Source organism: Clostridium sp. OM05-9 (genome assembly GCF_003481465.1).
Lineage (GTDB): Bacteria > Bacillota > Clostridia > Lachnospirales > Lachnospiraceae > Coprococcus > Coprococcus ammoniilyticus.
Window position 1 is genome coordinate 330360 of record NZ_QULF01000005.1, and the last position, 21287, is coordinate 351646.

Sequence of the window (21287 nt, forward strand, 5' to 3'; positions counted from 1 at the left end):
CTCAGACAAGCACCCGCATTTACTGACAATGCGCAGTTCACGACGAAATCCTCGCAATGATATTTTATAACACCGCCAGACCATGGCGCGGATATACGGAAGCACCTTTTGCTCATTATATCGCATGAAATGTCTGGTTATGGAGATGATATAGGTATGTTTGGAGATTTTTTTCGATATTGGGATGAGCTGCCGGAGCAAGGTGGTTTTTCGTTATTTGGATGGATTCATATGGGGTGGCTGGTCGGGATCGTATCTGTATGCCTGGTTGTCAGTCATAGATATAGAAGGGTGGATGCTGCTACACAGGATAAGATCCTGAAGATATTGGCAACAGCATCGATATGCCTGGAATCATTGAAAGATATCTATCTGATCCTGATTGGGGAGATGGGGATATCATATCTTCCGTTTGAGATGTGCGGACTGGCGATTTTTGTGGAACTGGGATTTGCATTTTTCCACCGGGAATTTCTAGGAGAAATTATGTGCGTGATCAGTATGCCCGGTGCAATGGCAGCATTGTTATTTCCGGACTGGACCAGATATCCGTTATTTAATTACATGCACATCAATTCTTTTTTGATACATGGACTTTTAGTGCTCATTCCGGTGCTTGTTCTGACATCCGGCAGATACAAACCTTCTATAAAAAGGATCTGGCAGATCTTTTTGTTCTTGTTTACAGTTGTTCCCTCTGTCTATGTTATAAACAGGATCTGGGGCTGCAACTTTATGTTCCTCTGTTATCCGTCCAATGGTTCTCCATTTCTGTCTGTTTATCTGCGGCATGGCTATGTTCCATATCTGATCACGTATGCCGTTATAGTTATTCTTTGTATTTTGGTTATATATGGAATACTGGACAAAATCGCTTCCTTTTGTGGTAAAAATGTGGTATACATTAATAGGAAGAATTAGTTGAGAAAAAAGTCATAATAATAGAAAATATGCGCAGAAAGAACTGCGTATACGGAAGATAGAATACGGAGAATGAGAAAAAATGATAACAAACGATGCGACGCTTTTAAAAGTAAAACATGAAGTATTGTATGAAGTTGCCAAGCTTGCGTATGCCGGACGATTGGAGGAAGAAAGAGACAGTCTTCCTTATAAGATGGTTCCGGGACCGCAGCCGGCATTTCGATGTTGTATCTACCGGGAACGAGAGGTTATCAGACAGAGGATCCGGCTTGCGGAAGGTAAAGCACCGGGTGCTGAAGATGACGGAAATATCGTACAGGTCATTAATTCCGCCTGTGAAGGATGTCCGATCTCCCGATATGTAGTAACAGATAACTGTCAGAAGTGTATGGGTAAAGCCTGTCAGGCAGCCTGCCGGTTTGGAGCGATCAGCATGGGGCGGGATAAGTCCTATATTGATCCATCTAAATGTAAAGAGTGTGGGCAGTGTGCAAAAGCCTGTCCTTATAATGCGATCGCAGATCTGGTACGACCTTGCATGAAGAGCTGCCCTGTGGATGCGATCTCGGTGGCCGATAATGGTACCGGTATTGCCGTGATCAATCAGGACAAATGCATACAGTGTGGTTCCTGTGTCCATAAATGTCCGTTTGGCGCGATCGGTTCTAAGACATTTATCGTGGATATCATTAAGAAGATGCGTTCAGATATTAAGGTGTTTGCTATGCTTGCACCTGCAACGATCGGCCAGTTTGGTGCAGATATTACGATGGCAAGCTGGAGAACCGCTTTAAAGAAGATTGGTTTTTATGATGTTGTAGATGTATCACTTGGAGCGGACATGACTGCCATGAATGAGGCGAAGGAATGGATCGAAGCCAAGGAGAAGGGGGAGAAGAAGACAACCTCCTGCTGTCCGGCATTTAAGAACTATATTGAGAAGCATTTCCCGACATTAAAGGATGCGATCTCAGAGACAGTATCACCGATGTGTGCAGCATCCCGTTATATAAAGGAAAAATTTCCGGGTGCAGTTACTGTATTCATTGGACCGTGTATCGCGAAGAAAGCGGAATCCATGTCAGGAGAGAAGGATACTGCAGATTATGCACTGACTTATGGTGAGATTCGTGCGATGCTTCGTGCAAAGGGTGTAAAGCTGGAGCCGGAAGAAGATACGGATGATCAGGGCAGTATCTATGGTAAGAAATTTGCAAATGCAGGTGGTGTAACCGCAGCAGTTCTTGAAAGTATGAAAGAACTTGGCTGTACCGGTGATGTATCTGTATGCAAATGCAGTGGCATAACCGAATGCAAGAAGGCATTGACGCTGATGAAGGTCGGAAGACTTCCAGAAGACTTCATCGAAGGTATGGTATGTGAAGGTGGCTGTGTCGGCGGTCCATCGAGACACCGGGATCCAAATCTTGCAATGCGTGACAGAAATGCAGCACTTGCAAAATCATCGGATATATTGATCAAGGACAATCTGGACAAACAGAATGCAGAAACGGTTGATATGATCCGTTAGATATAAGAAGGTAATTGTAATATCGGATGTGGGGACTTCTGATATTACAGGGAAAAGCAGAAACTATTAACAACAAAAGAAAATAAAGAAGAAAGTAAGAAAATTAAATGTCGCCAGACGAAACATAAAATAAGCCCGGCGGCATTTTTTTCAATGGAGGTTACACGCATGGTAGCACAGATTTTGGCACTTGCCATTTTTGTAGTTATGTTCGGATTGATCATATCCGAAAAATTTGAGCGTCATGTTATCACATTGGTATGTGGACTGGCAACACTTGTTCTGGTATTTGGTGTAGCAATGCACAGCATGGATGCGATACTTGAAACATTAAATATCAGAAACATTTTTACACTTTCGTTCTGGTATGAGGCAGGAGCCTCATCCGAGAGTACGGGTGGTATCAACTGGGCCACGATTATCTTTCTTGCGGGAATGATGGTTATGGTAGAAGGTATGGCAAAGGCGGGGTTCTTTCGCTGGCTATGTATGACGATCGCGAAAGCCGTTCGGTATAGGGTCATTCCGATATTTATTACATTCATGATCATGTCATTTGTCCTTGCTATGTTCATTGACAGTATCACGGTTATCCTGTTCTTAGCAGCAGTTACGGTGGAACTGGCGCAGCTTCTGGACTTTAATCCGATTCCGCTGATCCTGTCTGAGATCTTCTGTGCAAATCTGGGTGGATCGGCAACAATGTGTGGTGATCCTCCAAATATCATTGTCGGAACATCCCTTCGGTATTCGTTCTCCGATTTTATTACAAATACCGGCCTGATGGCGGTACTTTCACTGGTGGTTATTATTTTTTACTTTTATTTTTGTTTCAGGAAAGAACTCACTGCATCTTCGGCGTCACAGACTTCGGAGAAAGATCATCCATCACCGGTATCTGCGATCACGGATAAACGGGCATTTGCCATTAGCTGTGTGATCTTTTTATGTGCGGTTGCCTTACTTATCACACATGCACAGACCGGACTGACAGTTGCATTTATCGGTCTGTTTATAGCAATACTGGTTCTTCTGACATCAGGAAAGAATATCGGACATATTTTAAAAAATGTAGATTATAAGACGATCCTTTTCTTTATTGGTCTGTTTGTTGTAGTCGGCGGTCTGGAGCAGACCGGTATTCTGGAACTGGCAGCCGGATTTATCGGGAAGGTAAGCCATGGAAATGCCAAGGTAATGATAGCCATTATTATCTGGGTATCCGCGATCGCAAGTGCATTTGTAGATAATATTCCATTTGCCGCAACCATGATCCCGGTTATCAAGACTCTGGCAGCATCGACAGGTGTGGATCTCTCGGTTCTTGCATGGACACTGGCAATGGGTACAGATATCGGTGGAAGTGCGACTCCGATCGGGGCATCGGCAAATGTTGTCGGAATGTCGATCGCGGCAAAAGAAGGTCATCCGATCTCTTGGGGCAAATATTGTAAGGTATCGGCTCCGGCATCCGTTATCGTTATTCTGATCTCGATGGTCTGCATCTATCTGCGATATTTCTAAATTATAATAAAGGTGGAATATAACTGCAACCAGCTAATTATATATTGACATTACCAAAGATTTCGTAATGAGATGCATAGTGCCAGTAAATACGAGTGCCTGTTTGAGTCCGAAGGACGAGTTGGCACAGGAGTATTTACGAATCAGGCATATGCAGCGAATAGAAATCGACGTAAGTCAATATATAATTAGCTGGTTGTAGTTATAATTCCCCCGTTTTTTGTAAAAATGAACTGCAAAAAACTGTTGACAGATAAGTGAAATATGGTACTATAGGTAAAGTAGTTTTCAAAACTACGTTTGAAGTTAACGAAAAACCCAGAATAAAGTCTGGAAAAACCGAGAACGAAGTTGCAAAAACGTGAAAAAAGGAAATATATTTTTCATTATATAGATCATTATTTTACGGAGGAACAGACAGTATGATAACAGAGTTAAAACCGGAAGAAGGAATTGCCGGAAAGTTTGTCAAGACAGCATTTGATGAGAATGGTGTATTAAGCAAGATTGAATTTACAAATGATGAGACCTTCAATTTTGCATTTGATGTAGTGGATGCATTAGCAGAAAAGACACCGGATAAGACAGCGTTGATCTATGTGTCCAGAGATAAGGAAGAAAAGAAGTTTACATTTAAAGAGATCAAAGAGTATTCCAATATGGCAGCAAATTATTATAAGAGCCTTGGTATCAAGAAGGGCGACAGAGTGCTGCTGGTATTAAAGCGCCATTATCAGTTCTGGTTTACGATCCTTGCACTTCACAAGATCGGAGCAGTAGCAATTCCTGCAACCAATATCTTAAAGGTAGAAGATTACAGATACAGAATTGAAGCTGCAAATGTAAAGGCTGTTGTATGTACAGCTGATGACAAGATTCCGGATGCAATGGCAGCCATCGATCCGGATGATAAGGTGATCAAGGTTATCGTAAATGGTGAGAGAGAGCATTTCCATCCATTTGATAAAGATATCCTTTCATTCAGCAAAGAATTTGCACGTCCGACAGGTGAAGATACAGTCTATGCACATGATACCATGATCATCATGTTCACATCAGGAACAACCAAGCATCCAAAGATGGTTGCACATAATCATCTGTATGCACTTGGACATTATATTACAGCAAGATATTGGCATAACGTAAAGACGGATGGTATTCATTTTACAGTATCCGATACCGGCTGGGGTAAGGCTCTCTGGGGCAAGCTCTATGGTCAGTGGTTATGCGAGACCTGTATTTTCGTTTATGACTTTGATGTATTCAGTGCAGACAATATCATGAAGCTTGTAGAACAGTACAAGATCACAACCTTCTGTGCGCCACCGACCCTTTACAGAATCCTTGTTAAGATGGATCTGAGCAAATACGATCTTTCCGCACTGACTTACTGCACAACCGCAGGAGAAGCCCTGAATCCGGAAGTATTCTATAAATTCAAAGAGATGACAGGATTTACGATCTTTGAAGGCTTTGGTCAGACAGAGACTACACTTGCAATCGGAAATCTGAAAAATACAACACCGAGACCGGGTTCCATGGGTAAGGCAAGCCCACTCTATGATGTTCACATTATGAGACCGGACGGAACACTTGCTGATGTAGATGAGACCGGTGAGATCGTTATTAAGATTGCAGATGGCGAACCATATGGTCTGTTCTCTACTTATAATAATGATGAGAAAATGACAAAAGAAGTTAAGCACGACGGTTATTACCACATGGGTGATACCGCATATATGGACAAGGATGGATATTTCTGGTTCGTAGGCCGTGTGGATGATATCATCAAGGTTGCCGGATACCGTGTTGGACCTTTTGAGATTGAAAATGAGATTATGAAGATCCCATATGTTCTGGAATGTGCAGTTACAGCTATACCGGATGGAACCAGAGGACAGGCGATCAAGGCAACGATCGTTCTGACAGAAGGAACGGTTGGCGATGATAACCTGAAGAAAGAGCTGAAGCGTTATTTCAAGGAGAACATGGCGAGCTACAAACGTCCTCGTGTGATCGAATTTGTCGATGAGATGCCAAAGACGATCAGTGGTAAGGTAAGACGTGTAGAGATCAAAGAGAAAGACTGGAAATAAGTCCGGACGATTATCTGCTGGGATAGATTACAGGCAGATGAAATGACATAGCCTGTGAGAAGCAGGCAGGAAATGGAGATGTTCATAAAATGATAGATATGGAAATTAAGCCATATGAGCGTATGGTTTATTACTATGAAACTGACAGAATGGGAATTGTTCATCATTCTAACTATATCAGATGGTTTGAGGAAGCGAGACTGGACTGGATGAAGCAGATTGGATGGGATTACAAGACCATCGAGGACGACAATATCATTATTCCGGTATTGTCGGTATCTGCGGAATACAAAACCATGTCCAGATATGGAGACAACATTGTGATCTATGTAAAGCTTGCAGAGTACACAGGCATCCGTATTGGATTTTCCTATGAAGTACATGACAAGAAGACCGGAGAGCTTCGGTGCGTCGGCACATCCTGTCATTGTCTGCTGGATGAGAACAATAAGCCGGTGTTCATGCGGAAACGTTATCCGGAGAAGGATGCGTTCTTCAAGGAGCTCATGAAGCAGCAGGCTGAAGAATAATATTATAAAAAACGCCCACGCCGTGATCAGATCATTTCTTTATGCAGAACACTTTCGTTCTGTGTCTCACGTAGCGGTACTAAATTCACCGCAGAGCGGTTCATCAAGAACCGACGGGAGACAAGGTCTGCCAAAAGAAATATCTGATCACGGCGTGGGCGTTTTTTATAGCTACATTTGTTTGTGTCTCACGTAACGCAAGTGCTCTGCATAAAGAAATGATCCGGACATGGAGAGGGTTTTATAGAATTGCCAAGTTTCCCTGCCAGATTCTCTCTGTTGACACATTGTTTTATAATTGCTAGTATAGGCTTGATATAGGGGATTTCCATGCGGAATCAGGTATTATGTATGAGCATTATGGATGAGCTTGTTAGGAAAACTTGTTAAGAAAGATTATGAAGATCATGGCTGCAGGGCATGATGTATTTTGAAATGATATGAGGTTAGAATGAGAAAGATAAAAGAAAACAGAGAGAAAATGTATAGATCGCGTTGGACGAAAATTGTTAGTTATATGTTGGTAATGGTGATGGCTGTTTCCTTGTTTGGACAGGTTGCTGTGAATGGAGCATTTGACGGAACTGGCAAACAGGCAGGCACAGGTACGATTGCAGAGATTAGTCAGGTAGAGGCAGCTTCGGATACTGCCATTGATTATAAGGCGGTTTTGAAAGAGACTTCTGCTGCAATCGAGAAAACATTAGAAATTTCATATGAATATGAATTGCCGATTCATTATGAAAAGAATAAAAAAGGTGAGTATGAAGAGGTAAAGAGAACGGTTAAATGGTGGGGACCGGCAATTGGATCTATTGGTGGGGAATGGACTGTTATCGGCGAGTGCCGTTATGGTATGGAAAATGCACCATGGTATAGGGCATATTATAACAATATAACAGAATATATAAAGGCAACATATAACATAAATAAAGAAAAATATGCAGTAGGAGATTGGGATAATCAGTTTTTAAAACTGCATAAAACAAAAAGTACTGAAAATTCTCGAATTATTCTCGCCCTTACATCTATGGGGCTTGATGCATCTGATATAGAGGGATATGATCTGACCGGTGCGCTGTCGGATATGACATATGTAAAAAAACAGGGCTTAAATGGACCAATCTGGGCGTTGATTGCGCTGGATTCCGGTAATTATGAGATACCGCAGATCTCATCGGGTAAAACAACAGCCCAGGTATCCAGAGAAAAATTGTTATCTTATATATTAAGCAGTGAGCTTACAGATGGTGGATTTAATCTGACGAAAAGTGATTCACAGGGGGCAGATCCGGATGTGACAGCAATGGCATTGCAGGCATTTGCACCATATTATACCGGACGGATAACTGTTGGAACAGAACTTCAGAAGCAGATCAGGGAAGCAGTGGACCGGAACATACAAGTTCTCTCAGATATGCAGAAAACCTCCGGAGCATACAGTTCATATGGAAGTGAGAATGCAGAAAGCACGGCACAGGTGCTGGTGGCTTTATCCAGTCTTGGAATTGATGGAAGCACGGACAGTCGTTTTGTAAAAAATGGAAAGTCTGTGCTGGATGGTCTGTTGTATTTTTATATACCATCAACCGGTATGTTTAAACATGTAGACACGGAAAAATCCGGCAATCAGATGGCGACCGAGCAGTCGTTTTACGCATTGGTAGCGTATCAGAGGTTCCGGAATAAAAAAGCAACCTTATATGATATGACAGATGCGGATAAAGCATGTGTTATGGAGCTGGCAGATTGCAGCGTAACCATTTCAAAGACCGCATACACATATACCGGAAAGACGATCAGACCTGCAGTGACTGTTACCTGTAAAAAGCTGGATGGAACAACAATCACTTTAAAAAAAGACACAGATTATACAGTCACATATAAGAATAATAAAATGCCAGGCAAGGCAACGGTCGTAGTAAAAGGTAAGGGTGATTATACCGGAAGCGTAAGCAGAACGATCACGATCGCACCGACGGCAACGGTGATTTCTTCGGTGACAAATATAGAAACCGGAATCCGGCTGAAATGGAAAAAGACGACAGGCGCAGAGAAATATATCATATATCGTAAAGCGGGAAATGGCTCCTGGAAGAAATATAAGTCGGTAAAGGCGGCAAATGGATGTTCCTTTACAGATACTAAAGTTACAAATGGAAGCAAATACGCATATAAGATACGGGCGTATGCGGATGGTGTATATGGAGCATACAGTTCCATACACACAATATACCGGGTAAAACAGCCAGCCCTGAAAGTGAAAAAGGCAGGAAAAGGCAGACTGAAGTGTTCCTGGAAGAAGAACACGAAGGCGAACAGTTACCAGATCATGTATGGAACGAAGGCGTCCATGCAGGGGGCAAAGACGATCGCGATAAAAAAAGCCGGAACCGTGAAAAAGACTATAGCCGGATTAAAAGCCGGAAAGAAATACTATGTACGGATCCGGAGCTGTAAAACGGTGAATAAAAAGAAGTATTACAGCAGTTGGAGCAAGACCGTAAATATCCGGGCATGATCGGGATCGTAGAAGATGAATAAACATGCAGATGTCCGGAAAGCAGAAATTACAGGTACAATAAATACCGTATGACAGAAAGCAGCAGTATATGAAGTTCATTAAAAAAAATATAAAAAAAATAATTGGTATTCTGGCGGTGGTGCTGATCCTTACCGTGGCATTCTGGTATGGTGGAAATGCACCGGGTTCCAGAGGCTTTTCCGGATTTGGAAAGCAGCATACGGAATCCCGGAATTCGACCGAACTGGCAGAAGCTGAAACTGGTCAGGAGGAGACCGGACAGTCATCGGTGACGGAATCGGAAACAACGGACGGTCAGGACGCTGATAGTCAGGATACAGACCGTACAGATGAGACATCAGAAGGAGTGGCAACAGAAGATGGACAGGATCCATATGGTCCGGATGGACAAGGCTCCTCAGGGACGACAGAGGTTCTGACCGAACAGCCAACGACGGAACAAACGACTGAAACAAAAGAACCGAAAACAACGGAACAGCCAACGACGGAAGAAGAACCGGGGCAGAATACGACAGAAGCTCCAACGACGGAACGGCCGGCGCATCAGAAACCGGAGAAGCCTGCAACAACGGAAGAACCGGAAACGACAGAGCAGAAGCCGACCGAGGAGCAGACATATACCTGCACGATATCGATTAACTGCGATAATATTCTGAAAAACTGGAATATGTTAGATAAGAGCAAGCAGTCCTGTGTACCTGCCGATGGCTGGATCCTGAAGGAAGTCGAGGTAGAATTTAAAAAGGGACAGACCGTATTTGATGTATTAAAGGATATCACGAAAAAAAAGAGTATACAGCTTGAATATTCCTTTACTGCATTATACGGAAGCTACTACATTGAGGGAATCCATAATCTGTATGAATTTGACTGCGGAGAATTATCCGGTTGGGAGTATTGTGTCAATGGGAAGTTCCCGGCATTTGGATGCTCAAAATATGTATTGAAAGATGGAGATAAGATTGAATGGAAATACACCTGTGACCTTGGAGCAGATGTAGGAAATCCATATTTTGAATAACAGACAGGAGAAACAGGTGAAGAAGATCAGAAGGGATGCATTTGCAGACAGTCATCCAATCGTGAATTTGATATATTTTATATTTGTCATCGGATTTGCAATGATGTCGCTTCATCCGGTTAGTTTAGGGATCGCTTTTTTGGGAGCGGTCTCATATTCTATCTGCCTGAATGGCAGACGGGCACTATATCAGAATCTGCGCTATATGCTGCCGGTTGTGATATTGACGGCACTCATTAATCCGGCATTCAGTCATCAGGGGGTGACGATCCTGCGGTATCTGCCGTCCGGCAATCCGCTGACGCTCGAATCTATTCTGTATGGTATAGCGGCTGCTGTAATGCTGGTGACAGTACTGTGCTGGTTCTCATCCTTCAACAGGATCATGACTTCTGATAAAATGATCTATCTGTTTGGGCGGCTGGCACCGTATCTGTCGATCGTTCTGTCTATGACGTTGAAGTTCCTGCCGGAATTTACCGCAAGGATCCGGCAGGTATATCAGGCACAGAAAGCGGCAGGCTGTGTGATGCCTGGGAAATATTTTAAACGGCTTCGAACCGGTATGCGGGTGATCTCTTCGGCAGCAACCTGGGCGTTAGAACGGGCGGTCATAACAGGTGACAGTATGAAGAGCCGGGGATATGGGTTAAAAGGCAGGACAGCATATTCATTATTTCATTTTAGAAAAAGTGATGGCTGCTGTCTGGTCGTGATTCTGGCAACGGGAAGCTTTGTTGCGGCAGGAATGATCCGGGGCGTGATTGACTGGCAGTATTATCCGGATATAACAGGAAATGGATCAGACGGAATGGGAACTGCGGTATTTGCAGGCTATCTGTTATTAGTAAGCCTGCCATGTGTGATGCATTTGTATCAGGCAATCCGGGAAAGGAAGAAAAGATGAAATTATATGAGATCGATAATCTGACATTTGCATATCCGGATATTGCATCGGAGAGGGATGATGTTTATCTGAAGCCGGTATTAAAGGATATCGGCCTTTCCATAGAAAAGGGCAGCTTTGTCATTGTCGCAGGTGGTTCCGGAAGTGGGAAGACGACATTGCTCAGACAGTTGAAATCCGTTTTGACACCTCGTGGAAAACGGGAAGGAACTGTCTGTTTTCAGGGGAAAAAACTTGGAGACATAGATGATCGTGTACAGACGGAGCAGATCGGATTTGTTGTACAGGATGTAGATGCACAGCTTGTAACGGATAAGGTATGGCATGAACTTGCATTTGGGTTGGAAAGTCTTGGATATGACAATGCCTTTATTCATAAGCGGGTAGCGGAAATGTGTTCGTTCTTTGGTCTGGATGGGATTTTTCACAAAAAGGTAAATGAATTGTCCGGCGGACAGAAGCAGTTGGTAAATCTGGCATCAGTCATGGCAATGGCGCCGGAGGTGGTGATCTTAGATGAGCCGGCAAGCCAGTTAGATCCAATGGCAGCGAGGGAATTTTTTCAGTGCCTGTATCGTATTAACCGGGAACTTGGAACTACAGTGATCCTGACAGAACACAGACTGGAGGAAATCTGGCCGATGTGCAGCCAGTTCATTCTGATGGAAGATGGCAGAGTGATCTATGATGGAAGCATTGCAGATGGCGTGGTGCTGTTGGCACAGAATGCACCGGCAATCGAGATCCCTGCGGCATGTAGGATAGCATTTGGATTGTCAGGTTATGGAGTTACAGACTGTCCGGTTACAGTTGCAGAAGGCAGAGAATGGCTGCGGCAGTATGATGAGAAACATGAACAGATGGCAGCAGGGGGACAGTCAGAGCAGGCGGATACGCAGGGAAAAAATCAGACAGCGGAGAACGTGATCAATATCAAGGATGTTTTTTTTCATTATTCATCCATGGAGAAAGAGGTATTGTCCGGACTTACCTTGTCGGTAAAGCGGCAGGAGATCCTTGCCATAAATGGTACAAATGGATGCGGAAAGTCAACATTGTTATCCCTGATCGCAGGGAACTACCGGCCGGACAGAGGCAGGATCCGGCGGGAGAAGCAACTCCGGATCGGATATCTTCCGCAGGATCCCAAGCTGTTATTTACTGCAAATACAGTTGGAGAAGAACTGGGACTGATCCGCAGACATGGGACGTTTGAGGTGGCGGAGCAGGAGATTTCGAAGGAAATGATCTGGAAAAGTATTCATTTCTGCCGGCTGGAATCTGTACTGACGCAGCATCCATATGATCTGTCAGGGGGAGAACAGCAGAGACTTGGACTTGCAAAGGTACTGCTTGCTGCTCCGGATGTGATACTGATGGATGAACCGACAAAGGGCATGGATGCAGCATTTAAAAAACGGTTTTCGCATATGATGAAGAAGCTTAAAGCTTCCGGACATACGATCGTGATGGTAAGTCATGATATTGAATTCTGCGCAGAAACGGCTGACAGGATCTGTCTGATCTTTGATGGCAGAGTGGCAACGGTTGCGGGAACAAACGATTATTTTTCAGGAAATGAATTCTATACGACTGCGGCAGCCAGAATAGCAAAAGAAACAATCCGGGGCGCTGTAACGGTTGAGGATATCCTGCATGCATATGGCAAAACCGGTGCATGGGATCAACCGGATGACGATATAGATGACGGAATTGTATGGACAGATACCGGGAACAGGAAGGAAAATGACGAAGCAAAGCAGGAAGAAGACCGGATAGGAAGCGGCACTCAAAGCGAGATATCAATACAGGAGAAAAAACCGGAAAAAATGTCATTTGTCCGAAAACTGGGACTTCTACTTACAACGGTTATCATGGCGTTCTGTTTTTATAAGACAATGACACAGGCGGATCTGACCCGGCTGATTGAGGATGGAACGGTGACCGGAGAAGGTATACAATATCTGATCTTGTATGGTATATTTATATTGGCAACGGTCATATATATTCTGTTGCTGCGTCCGGTCGGAAGAAACAGGGATCAGGATATTGACCTGCGCAGAAGGAACCGGATCAGCAGAAAAAAATTGATCATAACGGTTCTTTGTATTGCAGCAGTGGCAGGAACGATCTGGTTTGGCAAGACGGTTCTGTCAGACCGGAAGTATTATTTTATTTCTCTTCTGGTTCTGATCGAAATGATGATACCGTTTCTCACAGCCTTTGAGACAAAGGCACTGGGAGCACGGGATATTGTAACGGTGGCAGTTCTGTGCGCGCTTGCTACAGTCGGAAGAACAGCATTTTTTATGATCCCGAATTTTAATCCGGTTATGGCGATCGTGATCATCAGCGGGGTAGCATTTGGATGTGAGACCGGATTTGTGACCGGAGCGGTGACGATGCTGGTATCGAATATGGTATTTGGACAGGGACCGTGGACACCATGGCAGATGTTTTCACTTGGCCTGGTTGGTTTTGCGGCGGGGCTTGTATTTAATAACAGTCGGGTCAGAAGTCAGAATGTGACGAAACTTGGCCTGTGTATCTTTGGCGGCCTGTGCTGTATTCTGATCTATGGCGGTATCATGAATCCGGCATCTGTGATCATGTGGCAGCCGGCAGTGAACCTTAAGATGATCGTGGCAGCGTATGTAACCGGCTTTCCGTTTGATGTGGTACAGGGATTTGCGACGGTTCTGTTTCTGTGGATCATGGCCCGGCCATTTTTGCTGAAACTGGACCGGATCAAGATAAAATATGGAGTATTGTGTGAGGTAAAACAGCATGCTTAGAAATTGTAGTCTGGAAGAGATATCGGATGGTCGTTTATACGATCAGACGGATATGGTAAAAGCATATTGCAATGAATGTAAAGGGTGTCATGCCTGCTGTGAGGGAATGGGAAATTCCATCATCTTAGATCCGCTGGATGTGAGCAGACTGACAAAGGAGACAGGGAAGAGTTTTGAAGCTCTGCTTGCCGATACGATAGAGTTAAATGTTGTAGATGGGTTGATCCTCCCAAATATCAAGATGGTAAATGGAACATGTACTTTTTTAAATGCAGAAGGCAGATGTGGGATCCATGCGGCAAGGCCGGGATTCTGCAGACTGTTTCCGCTTGGCAGATATTATGAGGATGGCGGATTTAAATACTTTCTTCAGATCCATGAATGTGATCGGGCAGGCAAGGTGAAGGTCAAGGTATCAAAATGGATCGATACACCGGATCTGCCGAGATATACAGAGTACATTAATGAGTGGCATGATTTTCAGAAGCAGGTGCAGGAGACATTTGCACGGATCCGTATGCAGGACGGGGCAGAAGAAAGTAAGGATGCACGGATCAAGCAGATGTGTATGTATATTCTGAATATCATGTATGTTGCGAGATATGAGGAGAACCGGGATTTTTATGAGCAGTTTGAGATGCGATTGGAGCATCTGAAAGAACTGCTTGAGTCAGGAATCTAGCAGACAGATCCTGATCTGGAACGGTATAAATGCGGATAAGAGGCGGGGAGTGTGAATGATGGTAAAAAGAGCATATAAAAGACTGGCATTTTATATAAGTATATTTGTGATCCTTATGGCAGGTGTGATTCTGATCTTCTGTGCAAGAGAGATCCGGGAGACAACGGAGCAGGTGGATGATGAGATGAACAAAAATATAGATTATGCAGCCATGTCCTGTCAGAACTGTTTGTCGGATGCGATCGATATTCTGACAGTGAATTATTTCACAGTGCAGTATATGCATGAGTCAGGACATAGTATGGATGAGTTCCGTGCGTATTTTACCGAACAGACCCATTATCTGAAAAATGAAGAAAGTATGCAGTATCTTGGGATTTATGGATATATTGACGGAGAACTGATGCTGAGTACTGCATGGGAGCAGCCAGAGGGATATCGGATCGAGGATCGTTCCTGGTATCAGGAGATGAAGCAGAATGGTACAGAACTTACGATCACGACACCATATCTGGATATGAAGACGAACCGGCAGGTGGTATCCGTTGGACGTATGTTCCGGGACGGTTCGAACCTGATCGGTGTAGATGTTGATCTGGAGGAACTGTCAGATCTTCTGAAGGAACTGGATGCAGGAACGAGTGAGATCTATATTGTAGATCAGACCGGAAGTATTATTGCAGGCGGAGAGTCTGCATATATGGGAAAGACACTGGACAGCATGTATCACAGAACGGATGCATATGAGACTTATGTTTCAGATATTGATAAGGAACTTGCGTTGGAGACAGAAGGTACTGTCAGCTATAAGACAGACAGTGCATGGATATCTGTGAAACCAATCTTGGATAACTGGTATGTGGTTGCGATCGTGGATAAGAATGAAGTCAGCAAACTGGCAGCAAAAAATGCAATCCCTTCTGCGGTGACACTGGCTGTTGTACTGCTGGTATTCTTCATGCTTTATATGAACCTGTTTGTCCGTGTATACCGGACGGGAAAAAAAGGCAGAGCTTCGATCGGAGTTGAGCGTTATGCCTCTGGTTCTGTTCTGCAGGATGATAAGCGGGTGAAAAAGGTTGTATTTTATGTATATATCCTTTTTGCCACATATTTTATTATGATGTTTTATCGGTTTCAGAAGGCTCCGGTGTTCATTGTTGTGACATTGGCAACTATGTTGGTCAGCTTTCTTGTGACTTTTATCAGAAAGACTACGGTAAAGATACATGGATTATGTATGTCGGGCTGCCTGTTTGCAATCGTTGCGATGTATGGACTGGTACCGGGTGAACATAACCGCCTGACTGATATGTTTCTTGCGGCAGCCGTTGTTGTGTCATTGTACCAGAAGATGGAACTGAATATATTTATGCTGATCAGTACCATCGTTTATTATTTGTATATGGTTCTTGCCGGCCGCTATATATCACAGGCAGATCCACTCGATGTCAGCGAGACGGTTATGGATCTGCTTATCATATTGATTGGAAGTCTGATGCTTCTTGTGGTGATCGCATGGAACAAGCAGCTTCAGGTTCGTTTGAAACAGAAGGCAGAAGAAGCAGAGGCTGCGGCGAACAGCAAGTCCGCATTTCTTGCAAACATCTCACATGAGATCAGGACTCCGTTAAATGCGATCCTGGGTATGAATGAGCTGGTGCTCCGGGAGAGCAGACAGCCGCATATCAAGGAATACGCTATGTATATCAAGAATTCCGGTAAATCGTTGCTTACGATCATCAGTGATATTCTGGATCTGTCCAAGATTGAATCCGGAAAGGTATATCTGGTGAATGAGAACTATTCGCTGAGCAGCCTTGTGGAGGATGTCGAACGATCCATCCAGAAGCGTATTATGGAAAAAGGGCTGGAACTTAAGATCTATGTAGAACCGGAGCTGCATGAGAATTTGAAGGGTGACGAGGTGCGTATCAAACAGATTATTATGAACCTTTTAACAAATGCAGTAAAATATACAGAAAAGGGTGAAGTTCGTCTCTATATCACAGGAACTGTTATGGATAATAAACAGAACCTGACGATTGAAGTTTCCGATACCGGCATTGGTATGCGGAGTGAGGATATGGATAAGCTGTTTACAAATTTTGAACGACTGGATCTGAAGCGGAACCGCTCAGTTGAAGGTACAGGACTTGGACTTCCGATCACCAAGAATCTGCTGGTTGCAATGGGTGGAGATATTACAGTCAGCAGTGTATATGGTGAAGGTTCCACATTTACGGCAACGGTTGGACAGGAGATCGTAAATGAAGAACAGATCGGGGATTACAGAAAGAAATATAAAGAACAGCTTCATCAAGAGGTCTGTTATCAGGAGTCCTTCCATGCAGAGGATGCCCGGATCCTGGTTGTAGATGATAATGAGGTTAATCTGAAGGTCGTGGTTGGACTTGCAAAGAATACAAAACTTCAGATCGATACGGCACTTAGTGCGGCAGAAGGACTGGAACTGATCCGCCAGCATACCTATCAGCTTCTGCTGATCGATCATATGATGCCGGAAATGGATGGAATCGAGATGCTCCAGCATGTGAAGACCATGGATGGCGGCATTTATAAAGATATACCGGCAGTTGCGATTACGGCAAATGCATTATCAGGAGCAAAGCAAACGTATCTGGATGCTGGCTTCTGCGGTTATCTGTCGAAGCCGATCAATCCGGAACGCTTTGAACAGATCATTAAAGATAATCTTCCACAGGAATATGTAACGGAATGTGGAGACGGGAATGGAGATACTGTCACAGGAGGACAGGAAACAGACGGCACACCGGATCTACAGCAGGCAGAAGAATGGAGCATACCGGGAATTGATATCGCGAAAGCCTTATCCTATATTGGCGGAAGCAGAGAGCTGTATATCAGTCTGCTGCAGACTTATCTGGATGGAAGTGAAGAACGGATCCGGAAGCTTGAAGAATGTAAGAACAAAGAAGACATCTTTAATTATGATATAACGATCCACGGCCTGAAGGGAATATCCGCAAGCATTGGTGCAGATTCTATGGCGGCAGCCGCTGCAGGACTGGAAGAAGCATGTAAGGATCCACAGACGGCATTGGCGTATATTCAGATGAATCATGACCAGGCAGTAAGCCAGTACCGGGAGCTTCTGGAACAGATAAAAAAATGGCTTGCGAATATAGAAACAGATGGTAAAATAGAAAAAGAAGCGGTCACAAAGATAACGGAGATGTTTACGATCATCAGTGATTTAAAAACTGCTGTTTTTGAGTATAAAGAGAAAGCTGCATGCACCTGTCTGGAACGATTGTACAAGATAGAGATACCGGAGTTAGCAGATGAAATGGGTGCAAAGTATTATGGAATACTCGATAAGCTGTATCAGTATGTTTCGGATTATGATATGGATAAAGCTTATGAACTGGCAGAAAAACTGGAAACGGATATTAGGAGGATACTTAAGTGAAACGAACAGTATTGGTTATAGATGATGATAAGATGATACTTGATATGATCCAGGGAATCCTGGAGGACAAATTTGAAGTATCAGCCGTGAATGATGGACAGAAGGCGTTCCGTGTTCTGGAACGGATTCATCCGGATGTCATCCTGCTTGATCTGAAGATGCCGGGTATGGATGGATATGATGTGATATCCAGACTGAAAGTAAATCAGGAATATAAGGGTATTCCGGTTATTTTCCTGACGGCAGTTACAGACGAGTATTCAGAGACAAAATGCTTTGAAGCAGGAGCGGAAGACTACATCTGTAAACCATTTACAGCGAATGCATTAACAGTGCGGCTTGAACGTGTTTTGAATATTCATGAGTGTGTAAGGGTATAAGAAACGATGGGAAAAGAGACAAAGACAAATGCGATGCGGATTCTCGATCGTATGAAGATTCCGTATACGCTCAATCAATATAACTGTGAAGAATTCATTGATGGTGTGCATATTGCAGATATGCTCGGACAGAGTTATGAGGAGAGCTTTAAGACGATCGTAACAGTTGGAAAGAGTCAGGGCTATTATGTATTTGCATTACCGATCGACAAAGAGATCGATCTGAAAAAAGCAGCCAGAGTGGTTGGCGAGAAGAATCTGGAACTGCTTCCTGTGAAAGATATTAACAAGGTTACCGGCTATATCCGCGGCGGCTGTACGCCGATCGGCATGAAGAAAGCATATCCGACCGTGATCCATGAAAGTGCGGAAACACTTCCTCAGATGATCGTATCCGGTGGACGCCTCGGCGAACAGATCATGTTAAAGCCGGATGATTTAGTTCGCGCGGTGAACGGACGGTATGCGGATATTATATCGGCTAAGTGATTTTTGACATTAGAAGATTATAGATAAAGTCGTAATAAAACAAATGGGGAGAGAATTAAATGGAGAGGAAGGACTGGATTGATCAGTTGAGAGGCTTTGCCTTTTTTATTGTTGTTTTGTGTCATGCAAGTGTGCTCGGAGTGATATCACATGTTGGAGCGGCATTTCATATGCCGTTGTTTTTTATGATATCAGGATTATTATTTTATCCGGAAAAAGTGTTGGAAAGAAGTTTGATTTCGCAGGTTGGACATAAGTTTCAAAGTATTATTATTCCATATTTTTGGGTTGTATTTTCGTTATTTCCAATATGGGTATTAAATTATCGGGTTTTGCGAAAGGGAAAAGCAAATTATTGGCATACATTAATAGGAAATCTTGTATCGCAGGATAAAATTTATCCTGCGACTGTAAATCCGGTTTGGTTTCTTGGAGCATTATTTTTTGCATATTTATATATTCTGATTATAGTAAAAATAACAGGAAGACAACGATGGCTTCGGTTACTTATGGCATTTGGCATCATGGCTCTGGGATTTTATTTTTCAGATAAGCAGTTGCCATACCATGTTAATACAGGAATGGTCGGAGCAGGTTATATTTATACTGGTTATTTGGTTCGCAGATATATACTGGAAAAGAATGTATTGAGAAATTATAAGAACCTTGTAATAGTTATACTTACAACAATTGGATTTGTTAGTGCATTCAGCAATAAGACTGTGTTCATGGTATATGGACAATATTATTCAATACCATTATTTGTGACATCATCATTAACATTTAGTATTGCCCTGATCTTGTTATTCAGCGAGTTCTCAAAGGATAAAGTTCTTGCTTTTATGGGAAGAAATACATTATTTGCGCTGGGAGCACATATAGCTTTAATTCGAATATGTCAAGCAATATGGGCAGATAAATTATCAAGTTCGTTTATCAAAATGTTCATGGTGTTTGGTGTAGAAGCTTTGCTTCTGGGAATTGCATATGTGATGAATCGGTGGTGGCCATATATGAATGGCAAGTATACAGCGAATACTAATTCAAAGAAAGCTTTTATTTTTCGAATGATTATGGTTTGCTGGTGCATGATCGTGCCGGTATGGATGAGTGTTGTACGATGGCTGACAGATGAAAAGGGCAGAAGTTTTATTTTTACAGTTTTATTTACAATTTTAATAGGGGGATTATTTACAATCATCACTTCTAAATATGTAAAGTGGATATATCTTGAAAAGAAACAGGTATAAAAAAGAGGCTTCCTAACGATAATTCGAACAGGAAGCCTTTATGTTTAATGAATAAAATGTTCAATCCATTTTGTTAATTGGTTTACAATTAATGCTAATACAATAGATATGGCAACCATAATCAGCTCATTTCGACCATAACAGGTAGGGTGACCGTAATCGCGCATAACACCTCGTACAGTAACATGTGCCAGATACAATTCCAGAGAATATTTGCCGAACCATTCAAAGAACTTCTTTATCCAATTATGTATTTTTTCAAAATGTTTCAGCTTGCTGAATAAAATTGCAATTAAAATACATGCACTGATATTGAGAAAAGCAGCAGAATATCGTGCGAATATGATCTTGCTTCCTTTTCGAAACTGAATTGCAAATAACGATAAGAGCATTAATCCATAAGTCCCGCCGGATATAGACCTTTTTTCATATGAGTATTTGCCGATAAAACAGCCTAAACAGAAAAAGGGAATACGTAATAAGGCCAGATTGGTATTATCAAACAACTCTTTATTGGATAAGCGGATTACAAATGTGATCATGGTAAAAAAAGTAAATAAATTAATTATACGCATTTGCTCAGATTCTTCATCTGGTGCCTTATCTATTGCGCGGAAAATGAATGGAAAGATAAGATAACAAAAGCAAATTAATAAAATATACCAGAACCATGACATCCCTCGGGTGAAAAATGAATAAAAGGACAAATCAGAGAAAAAAGCTTTTACCCCAGTCTTATCAAATAAAAAATCATTCCAGCAGAGCGCAGGGATGGCAATTAAAAAATAAGGAATAAGAATCCGTGTGAATCTCCGCTTATAAAACTGGGAAATATCCGGATGCTTTTTCATTGCGTAGTACAAACCAAAACCGGATAAGAAAAGAAAACCGTCTACACTTGAACTGGTGATATAGTTACGGAAAAATTCTACCCATCCGTTTTTGTGGACGTGATAGATGCCACAGTCCTCCACATAATGAAAGATTATAATACATATAATAGAAATTCCCATCAAAACCCCACGATAATCTGAGATTACATCCCATGTTGGTCTTTTCCTTGTCTTTACAGTATTCATTTTAAACTCCTTTTTCAATATATATTACTGGTTCAATGTGCAAAAACAATCATACCGCAAAAAGTAAAGCTTGTACATAT

At 42.7% G+C, this 21287-nt stretch carries 15 protein-coding genes; 14 read left to right on the top strand and 1 reads right to left on the bottom strand.

Features of this window, described 5'->3' with window-relative positions; translation table 11 throughout:
* The first annotated feature begins 156 nt into the window (after nucleotides 1-156).
* The 14 genes from DXB77_RS10385 to DXB77_RS10450 all read left to right on the top strand — a co-directional run bounded on the left by DXB77_RS10385 (nucleotide 157) and on the right by DXB77_RS10450 (nucleotide 20128).
* Nucleotides 157-921 carry a YwaF family protein gene (locus tag DXB77_RS10385; RefSeq protein ID WP_173784033.1) on the top strand — a complete coding sequence of 255 codons (765 nt, stop codon included), beginning with the start codon at nucleotides 157-159 and terminating at the stop codon, nucleotides 919-921.
* An 82-nt stretch (nucleotides 922-1003) separates the two neighbouring features.
* A complete protein-coding gene (locus tag DXB77_RS10390; protein ID WP_021944691.1) occupies nucleotides 1004-2455 on the top strand; it encodes a 4Fe-4S dicluster domain-containing protein in 1452 nt (483 codons plus the stop codon).
* Between the two features lie 168 nt (nucleotides 2456-2623).
* Nucleotides 2624-3979, top strand: coding sequence for an ArsB/NhaD family transporter (locus DXB77_RS10395; protein ID WP_201815396.1), 1356 nt, complete (start codon nucleotides 2624-2626; stop codon nucleotides 3977-3979).
* A 422-nt stretch (nucleotides 3980-4401) separates the two neighbouring features.
* Nucleotides 4402-6075 (top strand): AMP-binding protein, encoded by a 1674-nt coding sequence (locus DXB77_RS10400; protein WP_117784457.1) that lies wholly within the window; start codon nucleotides 4402-4404, stop codon nucleotides 6073-6075.
* An 89-nt stretch (nucleotides 6076-6164) separates the two neighbouring features.
* Nucleotides 6165-6605, top strand: coding sequence for a thioesterase family protein (locus DXB77_RS10405; protein WP_117808115.1), 441 nt, complete (start codon nucleotides 6165-6167; stop codon nucleotides 6603-6605).
* A gap of 451 nt (nucleotides 6606-7056) precedes the next feature.
* The gene (locus DXB77_RS10410; protein WP_118663183.1) at nucleotides 7057-9126 is read left to right on the top strand and encodes a hypothetical protein; all 2070 of its coding nucleotides are present in this window, start codon (nucleotides 7057-7059) and stop codon (nucleotides 9124-9126) included.
* Nucleotides 9127-9217: 91 nt separating this feature from the next.
* Nucleotides 9218-10171 (top strand): DUF4430 domain-containing protein, encoded by a 954-nt coding sequence (locus tag DXB77_RS10415; protein WP_118663184.1) that lies wholly within the window; start codon nucleotides 9218-9220, stop codon nucleotides 10169-10171.
* A complete protein-coding gene (locus DXB77_RS10420; RefSeq protein ID WP_243013849.1) occupies nucleotides 10164-11078 on the top strand; it encodes an energy-coupling factor transporter transmembrane component T in 915 nt (304 codons plus the stop codon). The genes DXB77_RS10415 and DXB77_RS10420 overlap by 8 nt, the downstream gene beginning before the upstream one ends.
* Complete coding sequence (locus tag DXB77_RS13330; protein ID WP_147353817.1) at nucleotides 11075-13873, top strand: ECF transporter S component; 2799 nt, start codon at nucleotides 11075-11077, stop codon at nucleotides 13871-13873. The genes DXB77_RS10420 and DXB77_RS13330 overlap by 4 nt, the downstream gene beginning before the upstream one ends.
* Nucleotides 13866-14555, top strand: a complete 690-nt coding sequence (locus tag DXB77_RS10430) for a YkgJ family cysteine cluster protein (RefSeq protein WP_117808119.1) — start codon at nucleotides 13866-13868, stop codon at nucleotides 14553-14555. Before DXB77_RS13330 ends, DXB77_RS10430 begins: the two co-directional genes overlap by 8 nt.
* 55 nt (nucleotides 14556-14610) lie before the next feature.
* Nucleotides 14611-18009 carry an ATP-binding protein gene (locus tag DXB77_RS10435; RefSeq protein WP_118663186.1) on the top strand — a complete coding sequence of 1133 codons (3399 nt, stop codon included), beginning with the start codon at nucleotides 14611-14613 and terminating at the stop codon, nucleotides 18007-18009.
* Entirely contained in the window at nucleotides 18006-18389 is a 384-nt protein-coding gene (locus DXB77_RS10440) for a response regulator (protein WP_118483146.1), read from the top strand. Before DXB77_RS10435 ends, DXB77_RS10440 begins: the two co-directional genes overlap by 4 nt.
* Before the next feature lie 6 nt (nucleotides 18390-18395).
* Nucleotides 18396-18878, top strand: coding sequence for a Cys-tRNA(Pro) deacylase (ybaK, locus tag DXB77_RS10445; RefSeq protein ID WP_118663187.1), 483 nt, complete (start codon nucleotides 18396-18398; stop codon nucleotides 18876-18878).
* A gap of 59 nt (nucleotides 18879-18937) precedes the next feature.
* Nucleotides 18938-20128, top strand: a complete 1191-nt coding sequence (locus DXB77_RS10450) for an acyltransferase (protein WP_117808123.1) — start codon at nucleotides 18938-18940, stop codon at nucleotides 20126-20128.
* A 44-nt stretch (nucleotides 20129-20172) separates the two neighbouring features.
* On the opposite strand, the gene DXB77_RS10455 is transcribed toward DXB77_RS10450, so the two are convergent.
* Nucleotides 20173-21207 (bottom strand): acyltransferase, encoded by a 1035-nt coding sequence (locus DXB77_RS10455; protein WP_117822342.1) that lies wholly within the window; start codon nucleotides 21205-21207, stop codon nucleotides 20173-20175.
* Nucleotides 21208-21287 lie beyond the last annotated feature (80 nt).

Excerpts from the sequence above, each read along its gene's own strand:
- DXB77_RS10385 (WP_173784033.1), top strand. The coding sequence starts at position 157 with ATGTTTGGAGATTTTTTTCGATATTGGGATGAGCTGCCGGAGCAAGGT.
- DXB77_RS10390 (WP_021944691.1), top strand. The coding sequence starts at position 1,004 with ATGATAACAAACGATGCGACGCTTTTAAAAGTAAAACATGAAGTATTG.
- DXB77_RS10395 (WP_201815396.1), top strand. The coding sequence starts at position 2,624 with ATGGTAGCACAGATTTTGGCACTTGCCATTTTTGTAGTTATGTTCGGA.
- DXB77_RS10400 (WP_117784457.1), top strand. The coding sequence starts at position 4,402 with ATGATAACAGAGTTAAAACCGGAAGAAGGAATTGCCGGAAAGTTTGTC.
- DXB77_RS10405 (WP_117808115.1), top strand. The coding sequence starts at position 6,165 with ATGATAGATATGGAAATTAAGCCATATGAGCGTATGGTTTATTACTAT.
- DXB77_RS10410 (WP_118663183.1), top strand. The coding sequence starts at position 7,057 with ATGAGAAAGATAAAAGAAAACAGAGAGAAAATGTATAGATCGCGTTGG.
- DXB77_RS10415 (WP_118663184.1), top strand. The coding sequence starts at position 9,218 with ATGAAGTTCATTAAAAAAAATATAAAAAAAATAATTGGTATTCTGGCG.
- DXB77_RS13330 (WP_147353817.1), top strand. The coding sequence starts at position 11,075 with ATGAAATTATATGAGATCGATAATCTGACATTTGCATATCCGGATATT.
- DXB77_RS10430 (WP_117808119.1), top strand. The coding sequence starts at position 13,866 with ATGCTTAGAAATTGTAGTCTGGAAGAGATATCGGATGGTCGTTTATAC.
- DXB77_RS10435 (WP_118663186.1), top strand. The coding sequence starts at position 14,611 with ATGATGGTAAAAAGAGCATATAAAAGACTGGCATTTTATATAAGTATA.
- ybaK (WP_118663187.1), top strand. The coding sequence starts at position 18,396 with ATGGGAAAAGAGACAAAGACAAATGCGATGCGGATTCTCGATCGTATG.
- DXB77_RS10450 (WP_117808123.1), top strand. The coding sequence starts at position 18,938 with ATGGAGAGGAAGGACTGGATTGATCAGTTGAGAGGCTTTGCCTTTTTT.
- DXB77_RS10455 (WP_117822342.1), bottom strand. The coding sequence starts at position 21,207 with ATGAATACTGTAAAGACAAGGAAAAGACCAACATGGGATGTAATCTCA.